Origin of the sequence: Pseudomonas alvandae, from assembly GCF_019141525.1 — a bacterium.
Classification (GTDB): domain Bacteria; phylum Pseudomonadota; class Gammaproteobacteria; order Pseudomonadales; family Pseudomonadaceae; genus Aquipseudomonas; species Aquipseudomonas alvandae.
Map to the genome: position 1 here is coordinate 2,490,920 of NZ_CP077080.1, position 21,821 is coordinate 2,512,740.

Below are 21,821 nucleotides of genomic sequence, written 5' to 3' on the forward strand. Positions count from 1 at the left end.
TTGCGATGCGCTGGGTCTGTATTTTATTCCCGCAATTGGCGCTGGACGCCGCGCTGCGCCAGCGCCCCGATCCCGACGAGCCCCTGGCCCTGCTGACCGGCCCGGCCCAGCGGCGGGTGCTGCAAGCAGTCAATGAGCCGGCGCGCGCACTCGGCCTGCGCCCTGGCCAGAGCATGACCGCCGCCCAGGCCTTGAGCAAAGGGTTCGCCACGGCCGAGTACGACGCGACGCAAATCGACTATTGGCAACAATTCCTCGCGGCCTGGGCCTACCGCTTCAGTTCCCAGGTCAGTGTTCATTACCCGCGCACGGTGGTGTTCGAGATCGAATCGAGCCTGGGACTGTTCGGGCCGTGGCCGGTGTTCGAGGCGCGGTTGCGGGCCGAACTGACTGAACTGGGCTTTCGCCATCGCATCGTCGCCGCCCCCAACCCCGTGGCGGCGCGGACACTGGCCAATGCCTACGACGCCCTGGTGGTACCCGATAACGAAACCTTGCAAGCGTACCTGGGGCACATGCCAGTGGACCGGGTCGGCCTGGCGCCCGAGGTTGCCACGGCCTTGTCGCGCATGGGCCTGCGCCAGCTCAGCCAAGTCCAGGCCTTGCCCCGACACACTTTGGCGCGGCGCTTCGAAGCCGACATGCTCAAGCACCTCGACGCGCTGGTGGGCAGCCGTACCCTGGCGCTGTCGTTCTACCTGCCGCCGGACCGTTTCGATGTGCGCATCGAACTCAATTACGACGTGCAGTCCCACCAGGCACTGCTATTTCCGTTGCGCCGATTGACCGGTGATCTGTCGGCTTACTTGTGTGGGCGTGACAGCGGCGTACAGCGTTTTGATTTGCACCTGGAGCACGCCGGCTTGCCGGACACGGTCATCAAGGTCGGCCTGCTCAGCGCCGAGCGGGATGCTTCGATGCTGTTCGAGCTGGCCCGTGGCCGTCTCGAGCAGGTGCAGGTCGAGGCGCCCGTGCGCGGTTTTCGCTTGTGTGCCGAAGACCTGCCGAGCTTCGTGCCCCAGCGCCTGGAGTTGTTCGATGAACGTCCCCAGCAGTCCTTGCCCTGGGAACAGCTACGCGAGCGGTTGCGGGCGCGCCTCGGTGATGAATCCGTGCAAGGGCTGGGGTTTGGCGACGATCATCGACCCGAATGCGCGTGGCAGATGAAACCCCAGCCGCAACAACCGACCTGTCCACTGCGTGATGACATCCAGCGTCCCGGCTGGCTGCTCGGCGAACCCCAGGTTTTGCCCGAAGGCCAGGTGCGAATCCTCATGGGCCCGGAGCGCATCGAGTCCGGCTGGTGGGACGGGGCCGATGTGCGCCGCGACTACTACCTGATCGAAACCCGCGCCGGCCAACGCGGCTGGGCCTATCGGCCGGTGGGCGAGGGCGGGCCGTTGTGGCTGCAAGGCTGGTTCGCATGAGCATCGAATACGCCGAGCTGCATTGCCTGTCGAACTTCAGTTTCCAGCACGGTGCCTCCAGCGCCCTGGAACTCTGTCGTCGTGCCAAACAGCAGGGCTATCGGGCCCTGGCGATCACCGATGAATGCACCCTGGCCGGCATCGTCCGGGCCTGGCAGGCGGCCAGGGAGCTGGAGCTGCAACTGATCGTCGGCAGCGAAATCCAGGTCGAGGACGGTCCGAAGCTGGTGCTGTTGGTGGAAAACCTTGAGGGTTATCAAGCCTTGTGCGGACTGATCACCCGTGCCCGGCGCCGTAGCGAGAAGGGCCGATATCGCATCGTCCGGGAAGACTTCGACAAGCCGCTGCCAGGACTACTCGCGCTGTGGGTGCCCGATGGCAAGGAGCCCGAGGCGCAAGGGCGCTGGCTCCAACAGGTATTCAACGCGCGCCTGTGGCTGGCCGTGCAGTTGCATTGCGGGCAGGACGATCGGCGGCGGCTGGCGGACTTGCTCGCATTGGCCGAACGCCTGGGCCTTCCTGCCGTCGCCACGGGGGATGTGCACATGCATGTGCGGGGACGTCGCGCCTTGCAAGACACCATGACCGCCATCCGCCACCACGTCACCGTCGCCGAGGCCGGCCTGCGCCTGCACCCCAACGGCGAACGCCATTTGCGTAGCCTTGAGGCCCTGGCCGATCTCTATCCCCGGGCCTTGCTCGATGAAACCGTGGAAATCGCCCGGCGCTGCACGTTCGACCTCGGCCAGCTGCGCTATGAATACCCGCGCGAGCTGGTGCCTGAGGGCCATGATCCGACGTCCTGGTTGCGGGAACTGACCGAGCGCGGCATGCGCGAGCGGTGGAAGGGCGGTGTGAAGGAGAAGGTGCGGGCGCAGATCGAAAGCGAGTTGGCGCTGATTGCCGAGCTGGGCTACGACAGTTATTTCCTCACCGTGCAAGACATCGTCAGCTTCGCCCGCAGCCGCCACATCCTCTGCCAGGGCCGGGGCTCGGCGGCCAACTCGGCGGTGTGCTACGCCCTGGGCATTACTGAAATCGACCCGGCCCGGACGGACATGCTGTTCGAACGCTTCCTGTCCCGCGAGCGCAACGAGCCGCCGGACATCGACGTCGATTTCGAACACGAGCGTCGCGAAGAAGTCCTGCAGTATGTGTTCCAGCGCTACGGCCGGCATCGCGCGGCATTGACGGCGGTGGTCAGCAGCTACCACGGCGCCGGGGCGGTGCGCGACGTGGCCAAGGCCTTGGGCCTGCCGCCGGACCAGGTCAATGCACTGGCCGATTGCTGCGGGCGCTGGAGCGATGAAGCGCCGCCGCTGGAGCGCCTGCGCGAAGGCGGTTTCGACCCCGAAAGCCCGGTGCTGCGCCGGGTGTTGAGCCTGACCCAGCAACTGATCGGTTTTCCCCGGCACCTGTCCCAGCACCCTGGCGGCTTCGTGATTTCCCAGCAACCCCTGGACACCCTGGTGCCGGTGGAAAACGCCGCGATGGCCGAGCGCACCATCATCCAGTGGGACAAGGACGACCTCGATGCGGTCGGGCTGCTCAAGGTGGACATCCTGGCGCTGGGCATGCTCAGCGCGATCCGCCGTTGTTTCGACCTGGTCGCGCATTACCGGGGCGTGCGGCATACCCTGGCGTCGTTGCCCAAGGACGATCACGCGACATTCGAGATGATAAGCCGCGCCGACACCATCGGCGTGTTCCAGATCGAATCCCGTGCGCAGATGGCGATGTTGCCCCGCCTCAAGCCCAAGGATTACTACGACCTGGTGATCGAAGTGGCCATCGTGCGGCCGGGCCCGATCCAGGGCGGGATGGTGCATCCGTACCTGCGGCGGCGCAATGAGGAAGAGGAGATCACTTACCCATCGCCGGAATTGAAAGAAGTGCTGGGCCGGACTTTGGGGATTCCGTTGTTCCAGGAACAGGTGATGCAGATTGCCATTGTCGCGGCGGACTACACGCCTGGCGAAGCGGATCAATTGCGTCGCTCCATGGCCGCCTGGAAACGTCACGGCGGGCTTGAGCCACATCGCGAGCGCCTGGCAGAAGGCATGAAGAACAACGGTTACACGCCCGAATTCGCCGCGCAGATCTTCGAACAGATCAAGGGCTTCGGCAATTACGGCTTTCCTGAGTCCCACGCCGCCAGTTTCGCCTTGCTGACCTACGCCAGCAGTTGGCTCAAATGCCACGAGCCGGCGGCGTTCGCCTGCGCCCTGATCAACAGCTGGCCCATGGGTTTCTACAGCCCGGACCAGATCCTCCAGGACGCCCGCCGGCATCAGTTGCAGATCCGTCCGGTGGACGTGCGGGCCAGCGACTGGGAATGCAGCCTGGAACCGCTGGAAGGCCGGCAACCGGCGATTCGCATGGGCTTGCGCCTGATCAAGGGGTTTCGCGAGGACGATGCCCGGCGTATCGAGGCGGCACGCAGGCAGCGGTCTTTCAGCGATGTAGCCGACCTGGGCGAGCGGGCGCGACTCGACGCCAGGGCCATGGAGCAATTGGCCGACGCCGATGCCTTGCGCGGCCTGGCCGGCGATCGCCATCGCGCCCGCTGGGAAATCGCTGGCGTGGAAAAACAATTGGGCTTGTTCGCGGACCTGCCCAGCCAGGAAGAACCCACCGTAGCCTTGCCGACACCCACGGTGGGGGAAAACCTGTTTGCCGACTACGCCACCCTGGGCACCACGTTGGGGCCTCATCCGTTGGCGTTGCTGCGCTCCGAATTGCGCGCCCGGCGCTGCCGCAGCTCGCGGGAATTGCAGGCTGTCGAACATGGCCGCAACGTCAGCGTCGCCGGGCTGGTCACCGGCCGCCAGCGCCCGGGCACGGCCAGCGGCGTGACCTTTGTTACGCTGGAAGATGAGTTCGGCAACCTCAACGTGGTGGTCTGGCGCGACTTGGCCGAACGCCAGCGCAAGGTCCTGGTGGGCTCGCAATTGCTCAGGGTGGATGGGCGCTGGGAGAGTGTCGGCGAAGTCCGCCATCTCATCGCCGGACGCCTGAGCGATTTGAGCGGATTGCTGGCGGGCATCCATGTGCGCAGCCGGGATTTCCGCTAGACCTGTGGTTGAAATCTGTGGCGAGGGGATTTATCCCCGCTGGGCTGCGCAGCAGACCCATTAAGACGTATAGCTAACTAGCTGACACCTCTACGGTGCTTGGTTTGGGGGCGCTTCGCACCCCAGCGGGGATAAATCCCCTCGCCACAAAGGGTTGGCGTCGTCAGTCTGCATGAAACCAATTGCCAACCCCGTGCTCGAAGCACTAGCACAAGGGACTTGTGGTATGCCGATTCCCTGCTGGTAGTTTGAGGTGAGAGTCGTCCCATGAAGTTCTTATCCCAGAGTAACGGGTGTCCCGGTTGGGACGGAGAAATGGCTCGGCGCATCCGGGCGCACGATTGGAGTCGCACCGAACTGGGTGCGATCGAGCACTGGTCTGCCAGCCTGCGCAGCGCGGTCCAGGTGATGCTGGCGTCGCCCTTGCCAATGGTCATGTTGTGGGGGCGCCAGGGCTTCATGATCTACAACGACGCCTACGCCGAATTTGCCGGTGGTCGCCATCCGTACCTGCTGGGGCGTGCGGTGGAGATGGGGTGGCCGGAGGTGGCCGAGTTCAATCGCCATGTATTGGACGTGTGCCTCGCCGGCGGCACCTTGTCCTACCGCAGCAAGGAACTGGTGCTGCTGCGCGACGGCAAGCCCGAAGACGTCTGGATGGACCTCTACTACAGCCCGGTGCCCGACGATGACCAATCGCCGGCCGGCGTGTTGGCGATCGTGGTGGAAACCACCGAGCTGGTGCTGAGCGAGCGGGCCCGGCAAGAGGCCGAGCGCAGCTATCGCGCGGTCAATGAGCGCATCCAGTTGGCGCTTTCGGCGGGGCCGTTGCTAGGGTCGTTTGTCTGGGACATCGAGGCCGATCGGTTGTCTGGCGACGAGCGTTTCGCCCGTACCTTTGGCTATCCGCCCGAGTGCCCGCTGGAGGCACTGCCCATCGACATCGCTCGCCAGCGCATCCATCCCGACGACATCGACGACGTCGAGCAACGGGTCGACCTGACCCTGCGCACGGGCGTTCCCTACACCGCTGAATACCGTTTGCGTCGTGGCGAGGGCGATTACCTTTGGGTGCTGGCCAGCGGTCGATGCGAGTTCGATGCATTGGGCAAGCCCCTGCGTTTTCCCGGCGTGCTGATCGACATCAACGAGCGCAAGACCGCCGAAGCGTCGCTGCTCAAGTTCACCCGCGACCTGGAGCAGCGCGTCGATAATGAGGTCCAGGCGCGCTTGGCGGCTGAAGAACAGTTGCGCCAATCGCAGAAACTCGAAGCCATCGGCGGGCTCACTGGCGGCGTCGCCCATGACTTCAACAACCTGCTCCAAGTGATTGCCGGCAACCTGCATTTGCTGGCTCGCCACGAGCCTGACAATCCCAATGTGCAACGGCGGGTCGGCGCGTCCATCGAAGCGGTGGAGCGGGGCGCCAAGCTGTCATCGCAGTTGCTGGCTTTCGCTCGTCGCCAGCCGCTGTCGCCGGCGGTGTACAACCCGCGACGCATCTACGATGGCCTGGGCGAATTGCTGCAACGGGCGCTGGGGGAAACCATCCGGATCGAGGTGTCGTTGCCCCCGGAGCCGTGGTGCATCCATGTCGATCGCAACCAGTTGGAAAACGCCCTGCTGAATTTGGCGATCAACGCGCGCGATGCCATGGGGGGCGAAGGCGTCATCAGCATGGTCGGGGAAAATATTGCCCTTGACGAGTCGTCCTGCGTTGGCAAAGGTGTCGTGGCCGGTGATTACGTACGGTTGTCGGTGAACGATCGTGGCGCCGGCATGGCGCCTGAAGTGTTGAACCAGGTGTTCGAACCGTTCTTTACCACCAAGACCGATGGCCAGGGCACCGGGCTCGGATTGAGCATGGTGTTCGGGTTCGTCAAGCAGAGTGGCGGGCATATCGAGATTACCAGTCACCCGGGGGAAGGCACGCAAGTGCATATGTATTTCCCCCGCAGCCATAAGCCTGAATCCCCGGAACAGGCGCACCCTCGCACGCTCCAGCCCGGCCTGGAGGAAACGATCCTGGTGGTCGAGGACAACGATGACGTGCGCGCGGCGTCGGTGGATTTGCTGGAGCAGTTCGGTTATCGAACCCTGACCGCCGCCAACGGCGACGAGGCCATGAAGTTGTTGCTCGACGGCGTCTCGGTGGACCTGATCTTCACCGATGTGGTCATGCCCGGCCTGATCAAGAGCTCTGACCTGGCGGCCTGGGCCAAGGTGCAGACCCCGCCGGTGCCGGTCCTGTTCACGTCGGGACATACCCGCGACATCATTTCGCGTAACCACCAGTTGAGCCCCGATACGCATTTGTTGAGCAAGCCGTACAGCCCGGATGCGCTGGCGCGGATGGTCAGCTCAGTGCTGGAAGAATGAGCCCGACGCGGCAAAAGAATGGAACCCAAGTCCTCGTCCGGCCTTCGAATAATCAGGGCCGATCACTATTCGGCCTTGTCATGAACGAGGTGTCTAATGAGCGACTCTGCAAATACTCAGCAACAAGGCCAGACGCAAACCCCGTCCTCGCGCAACGATCCGGCTGTCGATCCTCAAGTGGCGAATAACCAGCCTGCCAATTCGGCTGAGACACACGAGGCTCACAGTGCTGCCCGTGAGGTCGATCAGAAGAAACATCATCAGGACAATGACAACACCTACAGCCCGGGTTTCAAGCCGGAACCGGATCGGCCTGGACCGGGTGACAAGACGGATGCCGATATCGACACTGCCGACAGCTGATCAACAAAAAGCCCGACTCGAGAGTCGGGCTTTCTTATTCGATAGGGCGTTATTTACTGGGGTGGGCCGCTTGAAGCTTCTTGGCCATCTCCAGGTGATGCTGCAAGTCCGGCAGCATTTTCTGGGCAAACGCCTTGAGCTCGGTATTGCCAGGTTTCTTGTCGTCAGTAACCGTTTCGGCTTCTTTCTTGAACAAGGCGACGGTTTCTTCGTGAGCCATCACCTGGTTATTCGCATAGGCCGGATCGAAGGACTCGTCGCGCACGTCGAGAATCTTGGCCTTGGCTTTCTTCATCAACGTGGTGTCGTCCGGTACCTCGATGTCATGTTTCTTCGCCAGCGCCTTCAGCTCTTCGTTGGCCTTGGTGTGGTCGGCAATCATCTTGTTGGCGAACTCCTTGATGTCCGCCGATTGGCTTTTCTGCAGGGCCAGCTTGCCTGTTTCGATTTCCGCAATACCGCCGGCCGCCGCGTTGTCGACGAAGTCGTTGGAGGTCGCGGCCCATGCCATGCCCATGCTGCTACTCAGGGCAACAGCCAGGCCGAGTTGACGCAGGGTAAATCTGTCCATAGGTAAGTCTCCACACAGGTTGTACAGGTGTTTCTCTGGGTACTGATCAATGGAGGGGAAAGCGCGGGGGAAGGTTTGATCGAAGCGCGTCGTGGCACGACGAACGGTCACCGCTGGTCGGATTGGCGGTCGACAGAACCCGACCGGCAAGGCCATGCTGATGACAGGCAGTGCCCCGAAAAGCACGTGCCACCGAACTCACGAAGGAGGTGCTCCATGCCGGTGTCCCATGATCTTTGCCAGGATCTGAAGTGCACAGAAGAAGACATCCTGAAAAAGCGCCGGGAGGACGAGAGTCTCGACGCGCTGATCAAACAATACGCCAGGCTTGATGCCGAGGTGGTGAAGGCCGAGAAACCACCTGTGGTTCTTGCTGACGTGGCCCTGGAGACGCTCAAGAAGGAGCGGCTGCAGATCAAGGACCAGATCGCCGCGCTGATGCAAAAATAGCGATGACGATAATCCGCTAAGCGCTTTTTGTGGCGAGGGAGCTTGCTCCCGCTGGGCCGCGAAGCGGCCCCATCCCATCCATCAGCCCAGCGGATCCCAGCGCTGGGACCAATCGCTGCCGGTCTTGACGATCTCTCGCAACACCTCGAACGCCTGCTGCAACGCCGCCGAATCCCGGTCCCTGGAATACACCAGGTAGGTCGGGTAATTGAATTCCGGCGCCTTGGGCACTCGCTCCAGAATGCCGCTGTCCAGGTAGCTCTGCACGACCCGCGTGCGGAAATAGCCGCTGCCGCCGTTCTCCAGGATGTATTGCAGCGCCAGGGGCCCGAGATTGAAGGTTACGGCGGCCTTGGCCTTGTCCGGCAGCGCCGTGTCGTGCTGGCGGCGGAAGTCGGCGCTCCAATCGATGTACACGTAGGGTTCGGGGCAAGCGGCCAGGCGCACCAGGATCAGTTTTTCTTCCAGCAACTGCTCGACCTGCAGCCTCGGCCAATATTCGGGCTGATACACCACGGCCGCATCCAGCAGCCCCAATTCCAATTGCTGTAGCAGTTTTTCACCGTCGCGGATGTCCATGCGCAAGGCATGGCCGGGGATCTTCTGGCGCAGCTCGCCGGCCCAGGCGAGCATCAAGGGATTGCACAAGCTGACCTCGCCGCCGAGATGCAAGACGTTGCGATAGCCCTCGGGCAATGGCAAGTCACGGCGGGCGGCCTCCCAGGTCTGCACGAGCTGGTTGGCGTAGACGACGAAGGCTTCGCCATCGGCAGTCAATCGTGCGCCGGCCCGGTTGCGCACGAACAGTGCGCAGCCAAGCTGGCTTTCGAGCTTCTGTACCCGAGCGGTGATCGCCGTCTGGGTGACGTGCAGCTTTTCCGCCGCAGCGGCGAGGCTGCCGTGGCGGACGATTTCAAGGAAGGTACGGGCGAGGTCGATGTCCATGTTCAGGCCGAGGCGGGTGATGCGGGCATTGTAAGAGTTTCAGGCGAGAAACAAAAAATCCCGCCACGAGGGCGGGATTTGATTACAGCCAGGGCGCGACCCGATCTCAGGACGGGAAGAGCTCGGACAGTTTCATCGCCAGCATCATGTCGCCTTCAGCGCGCAGCTTGCCGCCCATGAACGCTTGCATGCCGTCGGTGCTGCCGTCGACGATGCCTTGCAGGGTTTCGCCGTCCATCACCAGGGTCACCTGGGCGTCCGGGTTTTCACCCTCCTGCAGTTCACAGGTGCTGTCCTTGACGATCAGCGAGAAATTTTTGGTTTCATCGATACGGAAACCGAATACCAGGTCCAGGCCGGCAGCGGCGGCTGGGTTGAACTTGGCTTTCATGGCTTGTACGGCGTCGGCTACGGAGGTCATGGTTTCGATCCTTATTTGGGTGGTACAGCAAGGGTCTACAGTAATCCGGACTCAGCGAAAGGTGATGAGGTCCGGGGCCTTCAGCAGTTGCAGGTGGGCATGGCTGTTGAAGGAAGCCAGGGCCACCTCGCGGCCCCTGAATTTCAGGTGGTTGAGCGAGGTGTTGACGATTTGCCAGTTCAGTTCGAAGGCCTGTTTGGCGGGCATCTGGGTAATCAGGTGGAGCAGGGCGGTGATGGTTCCGCCGGAGGTGAATACGGCGATCTTGTGGGACTTGTCGGCGTTGTCGAGGATCCGGTGCAGGCCGGCCTGGACCCGCTCGACGAAGCCCAGCCAGCTTTCCAGCCCGGGCGGATCATAGCGGCCACTGAGCCAGCGCTCGACGATTAGCGCAAAGATGCGTTGGAATTCGGCGCGGTTCTGCGCAGCGTTGCGCAAGATGTCGAGGGCTTCGGGCTCCTGGGGCAGCATGTCCGGCAGCAAGGCGCGGATCACCGCGTCAGCATCGAACTCGTTGAAGGCAGCGTCGATTTCCAGCTCGGGAACCGGCAGGCCGGCGCCAGCCATCTGGCTCAGCGCGCCGGTGGCGGTGTCCTGCTGGCGACGCAGGTCACCCGAGAGGCAGCGATCGAACACGACACCCAGCTCCGCCAGGTGGCTGCCGAGCACTTGCGCCTGGCGTATGCCATTGGGCGAAAGGACATCGTAGTCGTCCGCACCGAAGGAGGCTTGGCCATGTCGAATCAGATAAATGCTGCCCACGTCCGCGTCATCCCGGTACGTTGAAGGTTTGGCGAGGTTATGAGGATGGCGTTGGCCTGTCAATGAAAAAACATACGCTTGTTTGAAATGACCGTTACAGCCCGTCCTGTCTCAGCCGCGTTACGGTAACGGCGGGTTTCATGGCTGGCAGCGGGGCAAGCGCATGGGTATGCTGGCAGCGTTACGCGCCTGCGTTCAGTGGCGCATTGCATTTAAGGAGTCGCTGTGGAGTTTTTTGTCGAGTACGCCGGTTTCCTGGCCAAGACGGTGACGCTGGTGATCGCCATTCTGGTGGTCATGGCCAGTTTTGCTGCGCTGCGCAGCAAGGGGCGGCGCAGGTCGGCCGGGCAGTTGCAGGTCAGCAAGCTCAACGATTTCTATAAAGGGTTGCGCGAGCGCCTGGAGCAGACATTGCTGGACAAGGACCAGCTCAAGGCCCTGCGCAAGCGCGAAGGCAAGGCTGAAAAAGCCGGGAAGAAACAGAAAGACAAGCCGGCGGCCAAGCCCCGGGTGTTCGTGCTGGATTTCGACGGTGACATCAAGGCCTCCGCCACCGAAAGCCTGCGCCATGAAATCACTGCGCTGCTGACCCTGGCGACCCCGAAGGACGAAGTGGTCCTGCGCCTGGAAAGCGGTGGCGGCATGGTCCACAGCTACGGCCTGGCCTCGTCGCAACTGGCGCGGATCCGCCAGGCCGGCGTGCCGTTGACGGTGTGCATCGACAAGGTGGCGGCCAGCGGCGGCTACATGATGGCGTGCATCGGCGAGAAAATCATCAGCGCTCCGTTCGCCGTCCTGGGTTCCATCGGCGTCGTGGCCCAGTTGCCCAACGTCAATCGCTTGCTGAAGAAGCACGACATCGATTTCGAAGTCCTGACGGCCGGTGAGTACAAGCGAACGCTGACGGTGTTTGGCGAGAACACCGAGAAGGGCCGGGAGAAGTTCCAGGAAGACCTGGACATTACCCATGCGCTGTTCAAGAACTTCGTGTCCAACTACCGCCCGCAACTGGCGATCGACGAAGTGGCCACCGGTGAGGTCTGGCTCGGTGTCGCCGCGCTGGAAAAACGCCTGGTGGACGAGCTCAAGACCAGCGATGAATACCTGGCCGAACGGGCCAAGGGCGCCGAGCTCTATCACCTGCACTACGCCGAACGCAAAAGCCTGCAAGAGCGCATCGGCATGGCGGCCAGCGGTTCGGTGGATCGGGTGTTGCTCAGTTGGTGGAGTCGGTTGACGCAGCAGCGGTTTTGGTAATTCGAGGGCCCACCTAGTGGACTGATGGCTCCAGGTTCACTGGCATCCCCTGTGGGAGCGCGCTTGCTCGCGATTGCGATGGCTCAGCTTGTATCGATGTCGAATGTACCGACGCCATCGCGAGCAAGCTCGCTCCCACAGTGGATCTGAGGTTGAACGAGACGAAAAAAGCCCTGGACCGGTCACCCGGTCCAGGGCTTTTTCATGCATCAGGTTTCAGCGACGACGAAACAGCGGCAGCGGCTCGTCAGTGGCGGCCTGATAAGTCACCGAGAAATCCTTGAGGCTTTCAAGGGCTTCATACGGGTCTTTGTCGGCACGCAGGGCAAAGGCGTCGAAGCCGCAACGGCGCATGTAGAACAGTTGGTCGCGCAGCACGTCGCCAATGGCACGCAGTTCACCCTTGAAGCCATAGCGCTCACGCAACAGACGAGCGTTGGAGTAGCTGCGCCCATCGGTGAAGGCCGGGAAGTTCAGGGCGATGACCTGCAACTGGTTGGCGTCGTCACCGATTTCTTCCGCTTCCTCGTCGGCGTCCAGCCACACACCCAGGCCGCCGTCGCGGGCCTTGAGGGCGTGGGCGTGATCGCGCCACAGGGCCAGGGGCACGATCAGGTCGTCGCAGTTGGAAATGCCATCGAGCGTCGCGTCCTTGGGCAACAGGTGCCAGGTTTCGTCGATGACTTCGTTGTTCTTAATGATTCGCTGCATAGACGCGTTCCTTGAAGAGGTCGATGCCGATACGTTGATAAGTGTCGATGAAACGTTCGTCTTCGGTACGTTGTTCGATGTACACGTCGATCAGCTTCTCGATCACATCCGGCATGTCATCCTGGGCAAACGACGGGCCAAGGATCTTGCCCAGGCTGGCGTCGCGGCTGCCGCTGCCGCCGAGGGAGACCTGGTAGAACTCTTCGCCTTTCTTGTCCACGCCCAGGATGCCGATGTGGCCAACGTGGTGGTGACCACAGGCGTTCATGCAGCCGGAAATGTTCAGGTCCAGCTCGCCGATGTCGAACAGGTAGTCCAAGTCGTCGAAGCGGCGCTGGATCGATTCGGCGATCGGGATCGACTTGGCGTTCGCCAGCGAGCAGAAATCACCGCCCGGGCAGCAGATCATGTCGGTCAGCAGGCCGATGTTCGGGGTGGCGAAACCTTGTTCGCGCAACTCGCCCCACAGGGTGAACAACTGGCTCTGTTCAACGTCCGCCAGGATGATGTTCTGCTCGTGGGACGTGCGCAGTTGGCCGAAGCTGTAGCGCTCGGCCAGGTCGGCGACGGCGTCCAGTTGCTTGTCGGTGATGTCGCCGGGCGCAACGCCGGTCGGTTTCAGCGACAGGGTCACCGCGACATAGCCGGGCTTCTTGTGGGCCAGGGTGTTGCGGGTGCGCCAGCGGGCGAAACCCGGGTGTTCCTTGTCGAGGGCAGCCAGTTCGGCGTCCTGGTTGTCCAAGGCTTTATAGGCTGGGTCGACGAAGTGCTTGGCGACGCGATGCACTTCGGCTTCGGTCAGGGTGGTCTGGCCGCCGCGCAGGTGGACCATTTCGGCCTCGACCTTCTCGGCGAACACTTCAGGCGTGAGCGCCTTGACCAGGATCTTGATCCGCGCCTTGTACTTGTTGTCGCGACGGCCATAGCGGTTGTACACCCGCAGGATGGCGTCGAGGTAGCTCAGCAGGTCCTGCCACGGCAAGAACTCGTTGATGAACGCGCCGACCACCGGGGTACGTCCCAGGCCGCCACCCACCAGCACACGGAAGCCCAGCTCGCCGGCGGCGTTGTAGACCGCTTCCAGGCCGATGTCATGGACTTCGATGGCCGCGCGGTCCGAACTCGAGCCGTTGATGGCGATCTTGAACTTGCGTGGCAGGTAGGCGAATTCCGGGTGGAACGTGGTCCACTGGCGAACGATTTCGCACCACGGACGTGGGTCGATCAACTCATCGGCCGCGACGCCGGCGAACTGGTCGGTGGTGACGTTGCGCAGGCAGTTGCCGCTGGTCTGGATCGCGTGCATCTGCACGGTGGCCAATTCGGCCAGGATCTCAGGCACATCTTCCAGGGCCGGCCAGTTGTACTGGACGTTCTGCCGGGTACTGATGTGGGCGTAGCCCTTGTCATAGTCGCGGGCAATCTGGGCCAGCTTGCGCACCTGGCGCGAGGTCAGTTGGCCATAGGGCACCGCCACGCGCAGCATCGGCGCGAAGCGTTGGATATACAGGCCATTCTGCAAGCGCAGAGGGCGGAATTCTTCTTCGCTCAGCTCGCCTGCCAGATAGCGTCGGGTCTGATCACGGAACTGCTTGACGCGGTCCTCGATGATCCGCTGATCGTACTCGTCATATACGTACATATAAGTCTCGTTCTCAGGCTTGGGCCGATCAGAAACAGCTGCAGGTTGGCTCGCTGAAATCGGGTTCTGCCTCGGCAATTCTGCGCGCACGGCCGCGCACTCCTAGGGGAGCCGGTGCAAGATACCTGTTTTGAGTTATGCGCAAAAGTGATGTTTGAGTATATGTAAAGAACCAAATCGACTAATGAGATTGATTATTGCCTAACCCACATTTGTCGCGCGGGCAATCATCGTCTTAACTGTGGTCGAGTCCTTATGCAATCACCTACAAAACCGACAAGAGGCGATGCAATGAGCAATCCGACCAAAGCAAGGAAAAGCGACAGTACCGTTGATGCCTGGGCCATTTTGTTCTTGATTATCCTGGTGGTGGGCACGGCGGTGTTCTGGGTCAGTCATCAATAATTTTCCATCAGACACATGAGCAGCAACTGTGGGAGCGGGCTTGCTCGCGAAAGCGGTGTGTCAGTCAACATAGACAGTGACTGAACCACCGCTTTCGCGAGCAAGCCCGCTCCCACAGGGGCATGTGTTGTTCTGAAGGGCGTTATAGCCCCGCCAGATGCACCACCAGCTTGACGATGCCAAACAGCGTCAAGGCGAAGATCACCGTGAACACGATCCCCAATATCACGAAGTGGCTCGGCTTGCCGTGGGTGAAATCCCGGGCGCGGTTCTTGCCGCTCTGCACGCCGAAGGCCGCAGCCAGCACGCTGTGCATCATCTGCAGCAGGGTTGGCGGTTTGTTGTCGATTGGATCGTCCATAAAACCCTCGATGAAAGTCGGATCTCTCCAAGCATAGTCAAACCGCGCCTTGTGGATGAATTCGATCGCTCTGGTCATTCGTTACACAATTTCCATCGACCTATAACTATGTACCGCTGATGGGGTTCGCCAAGCTGGTCTGCTGTCGCTTCATTCAAAGGAGCGATGTATGCCACCCAATCCCACGCAGAACCCGGAAACAACACGATCAAAACCGCAGGCCACGGAAAGTCTGCATGCAGACTTTCTGGAAGCGGCCATGCCTGCATGGCTCATCGAGGCTACGACGCAACGCAGGCAGGCGATAAAGCAAGCCGGAACGCAAATGCCGGCCTGGTATGCGAACGCTTCGCCAGAGCAGCGCAAGGTCGTGGATGCCTGTTTCACGCAAAGTGTCGCAGCGCAGAATCGATTGGACAAAACCCTGTCGGCATTCCTGGACATTGATACATTTGCCAGGCCGCTGTTGATCCAGGCACTAAAGGATCGGTTCAAGATAGAAGTGGACGTCGACAAGACGTTGCTGCACCTGACACGACCGTTGGAAATATCCGTGATCAAGGTGGAAATTTCTTCGTTCACAGTGTTCAGGTTGCCCCTGCTGCAAGTTGCGCTGCACAACTTCGAAAGCTGGGAATGCGAGCATGACGCCTATCATGCAACGTCAAGATTTGTTGCAGAGACGCATACGCCTGGCACTTACGCGCCCGTGGTGTTGAATGTGTCGGTGAGTCAATTCCTCACGCTGTGCCGCACCCTGGATATCGGTGCGAAATACCAAGCCTACCTCAAGTCTTTTTTCTACCCGGCTGACGCGACGACCGAAACGACGTTTCGCCAGCACTTCATTGCCAGTCAGAAAGCTGCGTTAAGGGCCGCAGCCGAGCAAGCGCTGTTGGCAAAGGATATAGAGCCGAGGGATCACGCGATGGTTCTGTCGGTCATCAACGGCGAAAATGCCCCCCGGATAGGTGGAAAGCCAGTCTGGTTCGAAGACATGACCCTGATGGGGTTCAGACTGGTGGGCTGTGTCGTGTTCACGATTTGTGAAATGCATCGCTACAGCAATGAAGTGATTCTCTACGTGCCCCATGACCCTGAGCATCCGCTGAAGCGTTACGACGTCAACCAACTGAAAGCGCGCTTCAAGCAATTGCTTACTACGCCCGATACCGGGCAATCGCAAAACAATGCGCCTACACCGTATCAGCGCTTTTTCAGTCGATTCGTGCCCTACGGCAAACAACCTTATTACTTCAGCCAATTTGTCCAGGAAGCGGGCGGTTTACCAAGCGTCCAGTTGCCTGCGCCATGGATGGGCATTTTCGAACCCTTCATACCCCCTTCGTTGATGATCCGCCTCCCGGCAATCCCTCCTGATCGTTCAAAGGCAAAGCGCGAACCGGATCCCTACGTCGCCCCTTCGACGACACCGCAGCAAGGCCGGACGTTGTGGGCCGATAATCTGGATCCGTGGCAGTACCTCTATGAGCGACACCGTGAAAAAGTGCTGGCCGATGCGCGCAGTCATGCGGTCCCCACGGAGGATGTCGACGCCAAGACGAGGCAAGAGAAACTCGCCAACCTACTGCAAATAGGGCTCTCGGCCGTGAATATGTTGTCCATGTTCGTTCCGGTATTGGGCGAGGTCATGATGGTGGTCATGGCGGGACAGCTGTTGTACGAAACCCTTGAAGGTGCGATCGAGTGGGGTGAGGGTGACAAACGGGCAGCCAAGGCCCATTTGATAGACGTCGCAGAAAACCTGGCGTTGATGGGCGTGATGGCCGGTGTGGGCGCCGGGGTCGGCAAGCTGGCCGCCATCAAGCCTGAACCGGTGATCGAGCACCTTGAGCCTGTGACGTTGCCCAGTGGCGAAACCCGCCTGTGGAAGCCGGACCTGAGCCGTTATGAAAGCAGTGTAACGCTCCCCGATACGAGCACTCCGAACGCATTGGGGCAATACGAAGTCGGTGGGACGACCTGCATCCGCCTGGGCGGAAAGGTTTACGAGCAGCTTTTCGATGCGTCGATACACAAATGGCGTATCAAGCATCCGACAGACAATTCAGCGTATCAACCCATCCTCCTGCATAACGGCACCGGAGCCTGGCGGCATTCGCTGGAGCGGCCAATGACCTGGAATCGCTTGACGCTGCTCAGGCGCATCGGCCATGAGACCGCAGCGTTTTCGGATGACGTGCTGCTCAGGCTCGCCGACGTCAGCGGCGTCAGCGACAACACGCTGCGTAAAATGCACATGGACAACTCGATGCCGCCTCCTGAGCTGAGGGATGCGATGCGCCTGTTCAAGGCGGACGCCGAGGCCGCCCAGGTGATTGACCGGATGCAAGGCACAGCAAGTTTGAGAGAGCTGACCCGGCAGCAGGTTTTCGAAAGGATCTATAAGGGCGAGGAACCTGCGGACGGTCGTATCAGGATTTTGCAGCGTGAGTGCCCTGGCCTTAGCGAGGCTGCCGCCCAAGAGGTCATCGCCCACGGAAGCGCTGCCGATCTCGCCCGCTTTGACGCAAGGCGCCGCGCGCCGTTGAACATGCTCGAAGAGGCGCGCTGGTATGCCCGACAAGGACGCCAGGTTCGGGCATATGCGGGGTTGCGCAGCGAGAGTGTGGCATCGGCCGACAGCCGGCGCCTGGCATTGCATGCCCTGGAAAGATTGTCGGCATGGCCGGATACGCTGCGTCTGGAAGTGCGCGAGGGAAGCGGCGCCGGAGCATTGCTTGACAGTATCGGCGACAAGCATGCGCCGCGGAAAACAACCTTGGTCAAAAACGGACCTCACTATCAAGCGCTCGATGAGCGTGGGAAAGTCGTCGATAGCGTGCCCCGGCAGGGCGACGATTTCTACCGTTCGATCCTGTACGCGTTGCCTGATGATGTGCTTTCAGGGCTGGGGCTGGCGAAGAATCAAGACGCCCAGTTGCAACGCAGGATCATCGATTACGCAGACCTGCATCGCAAGGATATGCCACAGCTGCTTGAGCCCCGCGCCAGACGTTTCAAGCCACCCGTTCGAGTGAGCGCGACGCTCAAGGGGTATTACGCGAGCGGTCGAGGCAAGGGGATGCATCCTTCCATTCAGGCGCGGGTGGAGGCGCTTTATCCCAGCGAGCAGCAAGCCGAGGCGTTCATCAGGCAGCAACGGGGCAAGTCAGAGCGGCAAGTCTATTCGGAGTTGCAAACGCGCCAGCGTGAATGGGAGTCGCTCGATGGCACGCTTCAACAATGGCTGGACGAGACACCGGGCAGCCCGACCGATGCTCATAAATTCAGGTTTGCCCAAGCGCTCAGGGATAGCTGGCGCCATCGTCCGTTAGCGGAAGAATCCCCCGAAGGCACGCGGCTGTTGCTTTCCTGTCAGGTGCCGCTGCCCTCGATAACCGCCAACTTTGGCCATGTGCGTGAACTGTCGGTGGTTGGCGGCGGGCTGACGGACATCAATGCGGATCCCTTCCTGACGCTTTTCCCCGGGCTCACGAAGTTGTCGATCGGCGTCAGAGAGGCCGGCTTCATCGACCTGTTCCTTGGACAGCAACCGTTGACCACCTTGCCGCACGCGGTGAGTCAAATGCCGGGACTTACCGACCTGCGTTTCTCCACCACAGCTTTCGCCCTGGACAGGAGTTTTGCGTCAAGGCTCACTGCGCTGACTTCACTGGAGGCTTTGCACATCGAATATTCGGGTTTCGATCGGGTCGTGTTGCATGATCTTGACCTTACCCCGTTGGACCGTTTGCGTACGTTGAAAATCGACGCGCCGCAGGTTCTGTCGCGATGGCCGGAATACGTGCAGCGTCTTCCGAACCTCGAACGCCTGGACCTGGCGCGCACATCGATACGTACACTGCCTGACGCGATATTCCAAGGGCACGAAAAGCTGTGGGCCGGGTTGTCGCTGAATTGGTCGGCGCTGGCGCCTGAGGCGTTCGGGCGTGCCTACCGATACGTCAGCGGCTACTCAGGTGAGCTCGGCCATTTGGTTGACTTGAGCGAGATGGTGGATGGGTACTGCCGCGGACAATTGCGCATGATTGTCGGGGAGCCCGATCTTGTCGGGCGCCTGCCCGCGCGATTCGACAGTGCTTCATACACCCCGCAGGAGCGATTTACCGCGTTAGAAGCCATCAGGGCGGAGCACGATGGCATCTTTGCGCAGTTTTTCGAGCCGGAGGCACTGGAACAGTTGCCTTATTCCACGCTTGCGCCCTCAGGAGTGAAGGCAGGGTCCTTGCTTCGCGCGTTGCGAGACAGCTGGCGCGGCGCTGTTCGCCAGCGCCTTGGTTTGCCGACGGCTGAGGTCTCCACCTTTCAACTGCTCCCCTCCGGATCGAGTCTTCCAGGTAAAAAAATGACATCGCTCCCGGCGTTGCCGGCCGGCAGTTTTTCCCACGTGCATACGTTGCGCCTGGGATCGTTGGAGGTCTCAACCGAGCAAGCGCGCAGCTTCTTCAGGGCATTCAGTGGCACGCAAACGCTGGAGATCGGCAACAGCGGTTTCGCCGAATTGCCTTTCGCCGCCGAACATTTGCCAGCGTTGACGCAACTCGACCTGCGCAATAACAAGCTCATCGTCAATCCCATTGTCCAGGCGCAATTCAACGGCTTGACGCGGCTTGAACAACTGAATCTGGCCAATAACCCGCTCGAGACCCTGGATGTTACTGCCTTGACCCAGCTTCGGGCCTTGAACCTCAAAGCCACCCAATTGCGGGCTTGGCCAGCTGGCGCCGAAAACCTGCAGCAACTGTCCTGGCTCGACCTGCGGGAAAACCGGCTTCGATCACTTCCGCCATCCGTACTGTCCAATGATGACCTCATCCTGAAAACCAACTGGGCCGATAACCCCTTCAGCCCTGAAGGCGAGGCAGCCTTGAGCGCGGCCTATCAGCGAGTCGAAGATGCAAGAGGACTCCTCCACGGGGCATTGGCTCGATTTGCCAAAGAACCTGTACCGGATCAGTTCCCGCCGACGGAAACAGCCTGGTCGACGACACGCCTTCTATTAAGGCTTCCCGAGGAATCGGCAATCGTCGAGGGGGATGCCGGACGCACGCTTCGCCTGCAGCGGCTGGATCCGTTCTTGACGCAGGAACAGGCAGCCCGGAAGCTCGGGCAATGGCGGGAAAACGGGATGACCGAGACGCAAATCGACGACCAGCTCAACCAGTGGCATCAGGGGTGTGTTTCGCTGACTCGTCGACTGAATAATTGGCTCTTTATCCGAGACGCACAAGTCACCAGGGGCACCGTGTCCGCGCAAAGCCGCGCGCTCGCGGCGAACAGCATTCGTAAGGTTTGGCAAGAAAGACTGATACGCCACGATGGAGCAGGGCAAACGCTCAGTCTGCATGGTCTGCAGTTGGGTGACTTGCCTGAGCTGACGGTGCCGTTTCCTGGCGTGACAACGCTGGAGCTTCCGGGCGTCCTGTTGACTGAACAAGGTTCCAACGGTTTCTTGGCGGCTTTTCCCAATTTGGGGCGGTTGGACCTGGGCGGCAATGGATTGACCGCCGTTCCGGAGGCTGCCTTGGAAATGGCGCACCTGGAGCACCTGGATTTCGGCGATAACAATTTGCCGCCGGCAGCGGCTTACCCGTTATTGACCAACGGTCGCCTGCGTTCGCTCAACCTTTCCCTCAATAGACTGGTAACGTTCGATCCTCCCGATTTTGGCCAGATCCAAGTGCTGGATCTCAGCAATAACGAGATAGAGAACTGGCCCAGCCATTTGTTGGATGCGCAAGAACTAGGGGCCCTGAACCTGAGCGGCAACGAGCTTACGGATCTTCCGGCCGGGTTGCTGGATGGCAACCACGAGAGACTCGTGGACGGAATGGACCTAACCGAAAACGAAGAGCTGTCACTCGACACGTTCTATGAACTCAGGGATTACCTCGAGTCGGGTGACATTGAAGAAGTGATGGGCTTTTCTCGAAGCGATATTGATAGCTTTATCGACATGTCAGAGTCGCCGCAAGGCGACACTTCCGATGTTGATGACGACTCCGATGGCGGCGCGGGCGGTAATATCCGTAACGATAACCACGCCGCTGTCGCTCCGGTCGAACCGCTCTTCAATCCTTCGGGCGACGCATCGGTGGAGGCCCTCGCACCCTGGCTGGTGGGGGCGGACAGTGAACAGGTCACGACCCGGAAGAGGATCTGGACGCAGTTGGCCGAAGAAAACGACCACGAACGTTTCTTCCAACTGCTTGCGCTGTTGTCAGACACGTTCGATTTCAAATTCAACCGAGCAGAACTGACGCGACGGGTATGGAACGTCATGGAGGCTGCCAGCGAAAACAGCGAGTTGCGCCAGTTGCTGTTTCGTGAAGCTGAAACCCACGGTACGTGCATCGATGGCCGCATCCTGACGTTCAGCGAGCTGGAAGTGCGTGTGTTTGTCTTTCAGGCTTTGCGCGACATTCCGCTGGATCGTCCGATGCTCAAGGGCCAGGCGTTGCTGCGCTTGTCGCGGCAGTTGTTCCGGCTGGAGCGGGTCGAGACGTTGGCCGAAGCGGCAGGTCAAGGCAGGGATCGGGCGGAAGTGCGCCTGCGATACCGCATTGGCCTGACGAGCGGGTGGGGCGATGGCATCGATTTACCTGGGCAGCCTACGCATATGGCTTTCGGCGCACCGATCACGGGAGAACTGGCGGCGCGCACGCGTCACTCGATTCTTGAGGCAGAGCGCAGCGATGCGCTATTGGTGAACATGACAACGCGTGAATACTGGACGACCTACCTACAGGAGCGGCATCCAGAACTCATGAGTGATATCACCGATGCGGTCGCCAATAGGCGCCATGAGCTTTTGGATGAATTGGAGGACCGCAGGGCCGAGGGCACGGTCGATACGGAGCAATACAATCTGCAACTCACTGCGCAGGGCAGAGCGATCGATGCCTTGCGCACTCAGAAACTGGTGGAACTGACGCGAACAGAGATCAGTGACTTGCAGAACGTCGCCGCTGGGACGGAGCCATCCGGTAATCAGTCGCCTCAACCAGGGCCGTCACGCCGTAACTGATC

14 protein-coding genes are annotated in these 21,821 nt (G+C 60.8%); 7 read left to right on the forward strand and 7 right to left on the reverse strand.

The genetic code is table 11. The features are described 5' to 3' along the window. Positions 1 to 5 precede the first annotated feature (5 nt). The 4 genes from KSS97_RS11185 (at position 6) to KSS97_RS11200 (ending at position 7,243) form a co-directional block, all read left to right on the forward strand. On the forward strand, positions 6 to 1,427 hold the full coding sequence (locus tag KSS97_RS11185) for a Y-family DNA polymerase (protein ID WP_217861641.1): 1,422 nt from the start codon (positions 6 to 8) through the stop codon (positions 1,425 to 1,427). Beyond that, a complete protein-coding gene (locus KSS97_RS11190; RefSeq protein ID WP_225936096.1) occupies positions 1,403 to 4,501 on the forward strand; it encodes an error-prone DNA polymerase in 3,099 nt (1,032 codons plus the stop codon). The genes KSS97_RS11185 and KSS97_RS11190 overlap by 25 nt, the downstream gene beginning before the upstream one ends. 267 nt (positions 4,502 to 4,768) lie before the next feature. Next, a complete protein-coding gene (locus KSS97_RS11195; RefSeq protein ID WP_217861643.1) occupies positions 4,769 to 6,880 on the forward strand; it encodes an ATP-binding protein in 2,112 nt (703 codons plus the stop codon). Between the two features lie 96 nt (positions 6,881 to 6,976). Further along, a complete protein-coding gene (locus KSS97_RS11200) occupies positions 6,977 to 7,243 on the forward strand; it encodes a hypothetical protein (protein WP_030137959.1) in 267 nt (88 codons plus the stop codon). 49 nt (positions 7,244 to 7,292) lie between these two features. Here the strand turns inward: KSS97_RS11200 and KSS97_RS11205 are convergent, their stop codons facing one another. Beyond that, positions 7,293 to 7,814 (reverse strand): DUF4142 domain-containing protein, encoded by a 522-nt coding sequence (locus KSS97_RS11205; protein WP_030137960.1) that lies wholly within the window; start codon positions 7,812 to 7,814, stop codon positions 7,293 to 7,295. A gap of 216 nt (positions 7,815 to 8,030) precedes the next feature. On the opposite strand from KSS97_RS11205, the gene KSS97_RS11210 reads away from it, so the two are divergent. Next, positions 8,031 to 8,264 carry an HP1242/YdcH family protein gene (locus KSS97_RS11210; RefSeq protein WP_030137961.1) on the forward strand — a complete coding sequence of 78 codons (234 nt, stop codon included), beginning with the start codon at positions 8,031 to 8,033 and terminating at the stop codon, positions 8,262 to 8,264. Positions 8,265 to 8,345: 81 nt separating this feature from the next. Here the strand turns inward: KSS97_RS11210 and KSS97_RS11215 are convergent, their stop codons facing one another. From KSS97_RS11215 to KSS97_RS11225, 3 genes are all read right to left on the reverse strand, one after another. Further along, positions 8,346 to 9,209: a LysR family transcriptional regulator gene (locus KSS97_RS11215; protein ID WP_217861644.1), complete on the reverse strand. Its 864-nt coding sequence runs from the start codon at positions 9,207 to 9,209 to the stop codon at positions 8,346 to 8,348. Positions 9,210 to 9,315: 106 nt separating this feature from the next. Next, the gene (locus KSS97_RS11220) at positions 9,316 to 9,630 is read right to left on the reverse strand and encodes an SCP2 sterol-binding domain-containing protein (RefSeq protein WP_030137963.1); all 315 of its coding nucleotides are present in this window, start codon (positions 9,628 to 9,630) and stop codon (positions 9,316 to 9,318) included. A 51-nt stretch (positions 9,631 to 9,681) separates the two neighbouring features. Beyond that, the gene (locus KSS97_RS11225) at positions 9,682 to 10,392 is read right to left on the reverse strand and encodes a histidine phosphatase family protein (RefSeq protein WP_030137964.1); all 711 of its coding nucleotides are present in this window, start codon (positions 10,390 to 10,392) and stop codon (positions 9,682 to 9,684) included. A 225-nt stretch (positions 10,393 to 10,617) separates the two neighbouring features. Between KSS97_RS11225 and sohB the strand changes: the two genes are divergently transcribed. Beyond that, positions 10,618 to 11,649 carry a protease SohB gene (gene sohB / locus KSS97_RS11230; RefSeq protein WP_030137965.1) on the forward strand — a complete coding sequence of 344 codons (1,032 nt, stop codon included), beginning with the start codon at positions 10,618 to 10,620 and terminating at the stop codon, positions 11,647 to 11,649. Positions 11,650 to 11,865: 216 nt separating this feature from the next. On the opposite strand, the gene KSS97_RS11235 is transcribed toward sohB, so the two are convergent. The 3 genes from KSS97_RS11235 to KSS97_RS11245 form a co-directional block, all read right to left on the reverse strand. Then, on the reverse strand, positions 11,866 to 12,360 hold the full coding sequence (locus KSS97_RS11235; RefSeq protein WP_030137966.1) for a DUF934 domain-containing protein: 495 nt from the start codon (positions 12,358 to 12,360) through the stop codon (positions 11,866 to 11,868). Then, a complete protein-coding gene (locus KSS97_RS11240; protein WP_198798130.1) occupies positions 12,344 to 14,002 on the reverse strand; it encodes a nitrite/sulfite reductase in 1,659 nt (552 codons plus the stop codon). The genes KSS97_RS11235 and KSS97_RS11240 overlap by 17 nt, the downstream gene beginning before the upstream one ends. 547 nt (positions 14,003 to 14,549) lie before the next feature. Beyond that, complete coding sequence (locus KSS97_RS11245; protein WP_030137968.1) at positions 14,550 to 14,768, reverse strand: DUF2970 domain-containing protein; 219 nt, start codon at positions 14,766 to 14,768, stop codon at positions 14,550 to 14,552. 169 nt (positions 14,769 to 14,937) lie between these two features. On the opposite strand from KSS97_RS11245, the gene KSS97_RS11250 reads away from it, so the two are divergent. After that, complete coding sequence (locus KSS97_RS11250) at positions 14,938 to 21,819, forward strand: NEL-type E3 ubiquitin ligase domain-containing protein (RefSeq protein WP_217861645.1); 6,882 nt, start codon at positions 14,938 to 14,940, stop codon at positions 21,817 to 21,819. The last annotated feature ends 2 nt before the right edge of the window (positions 21,820 to 21,821 follow it).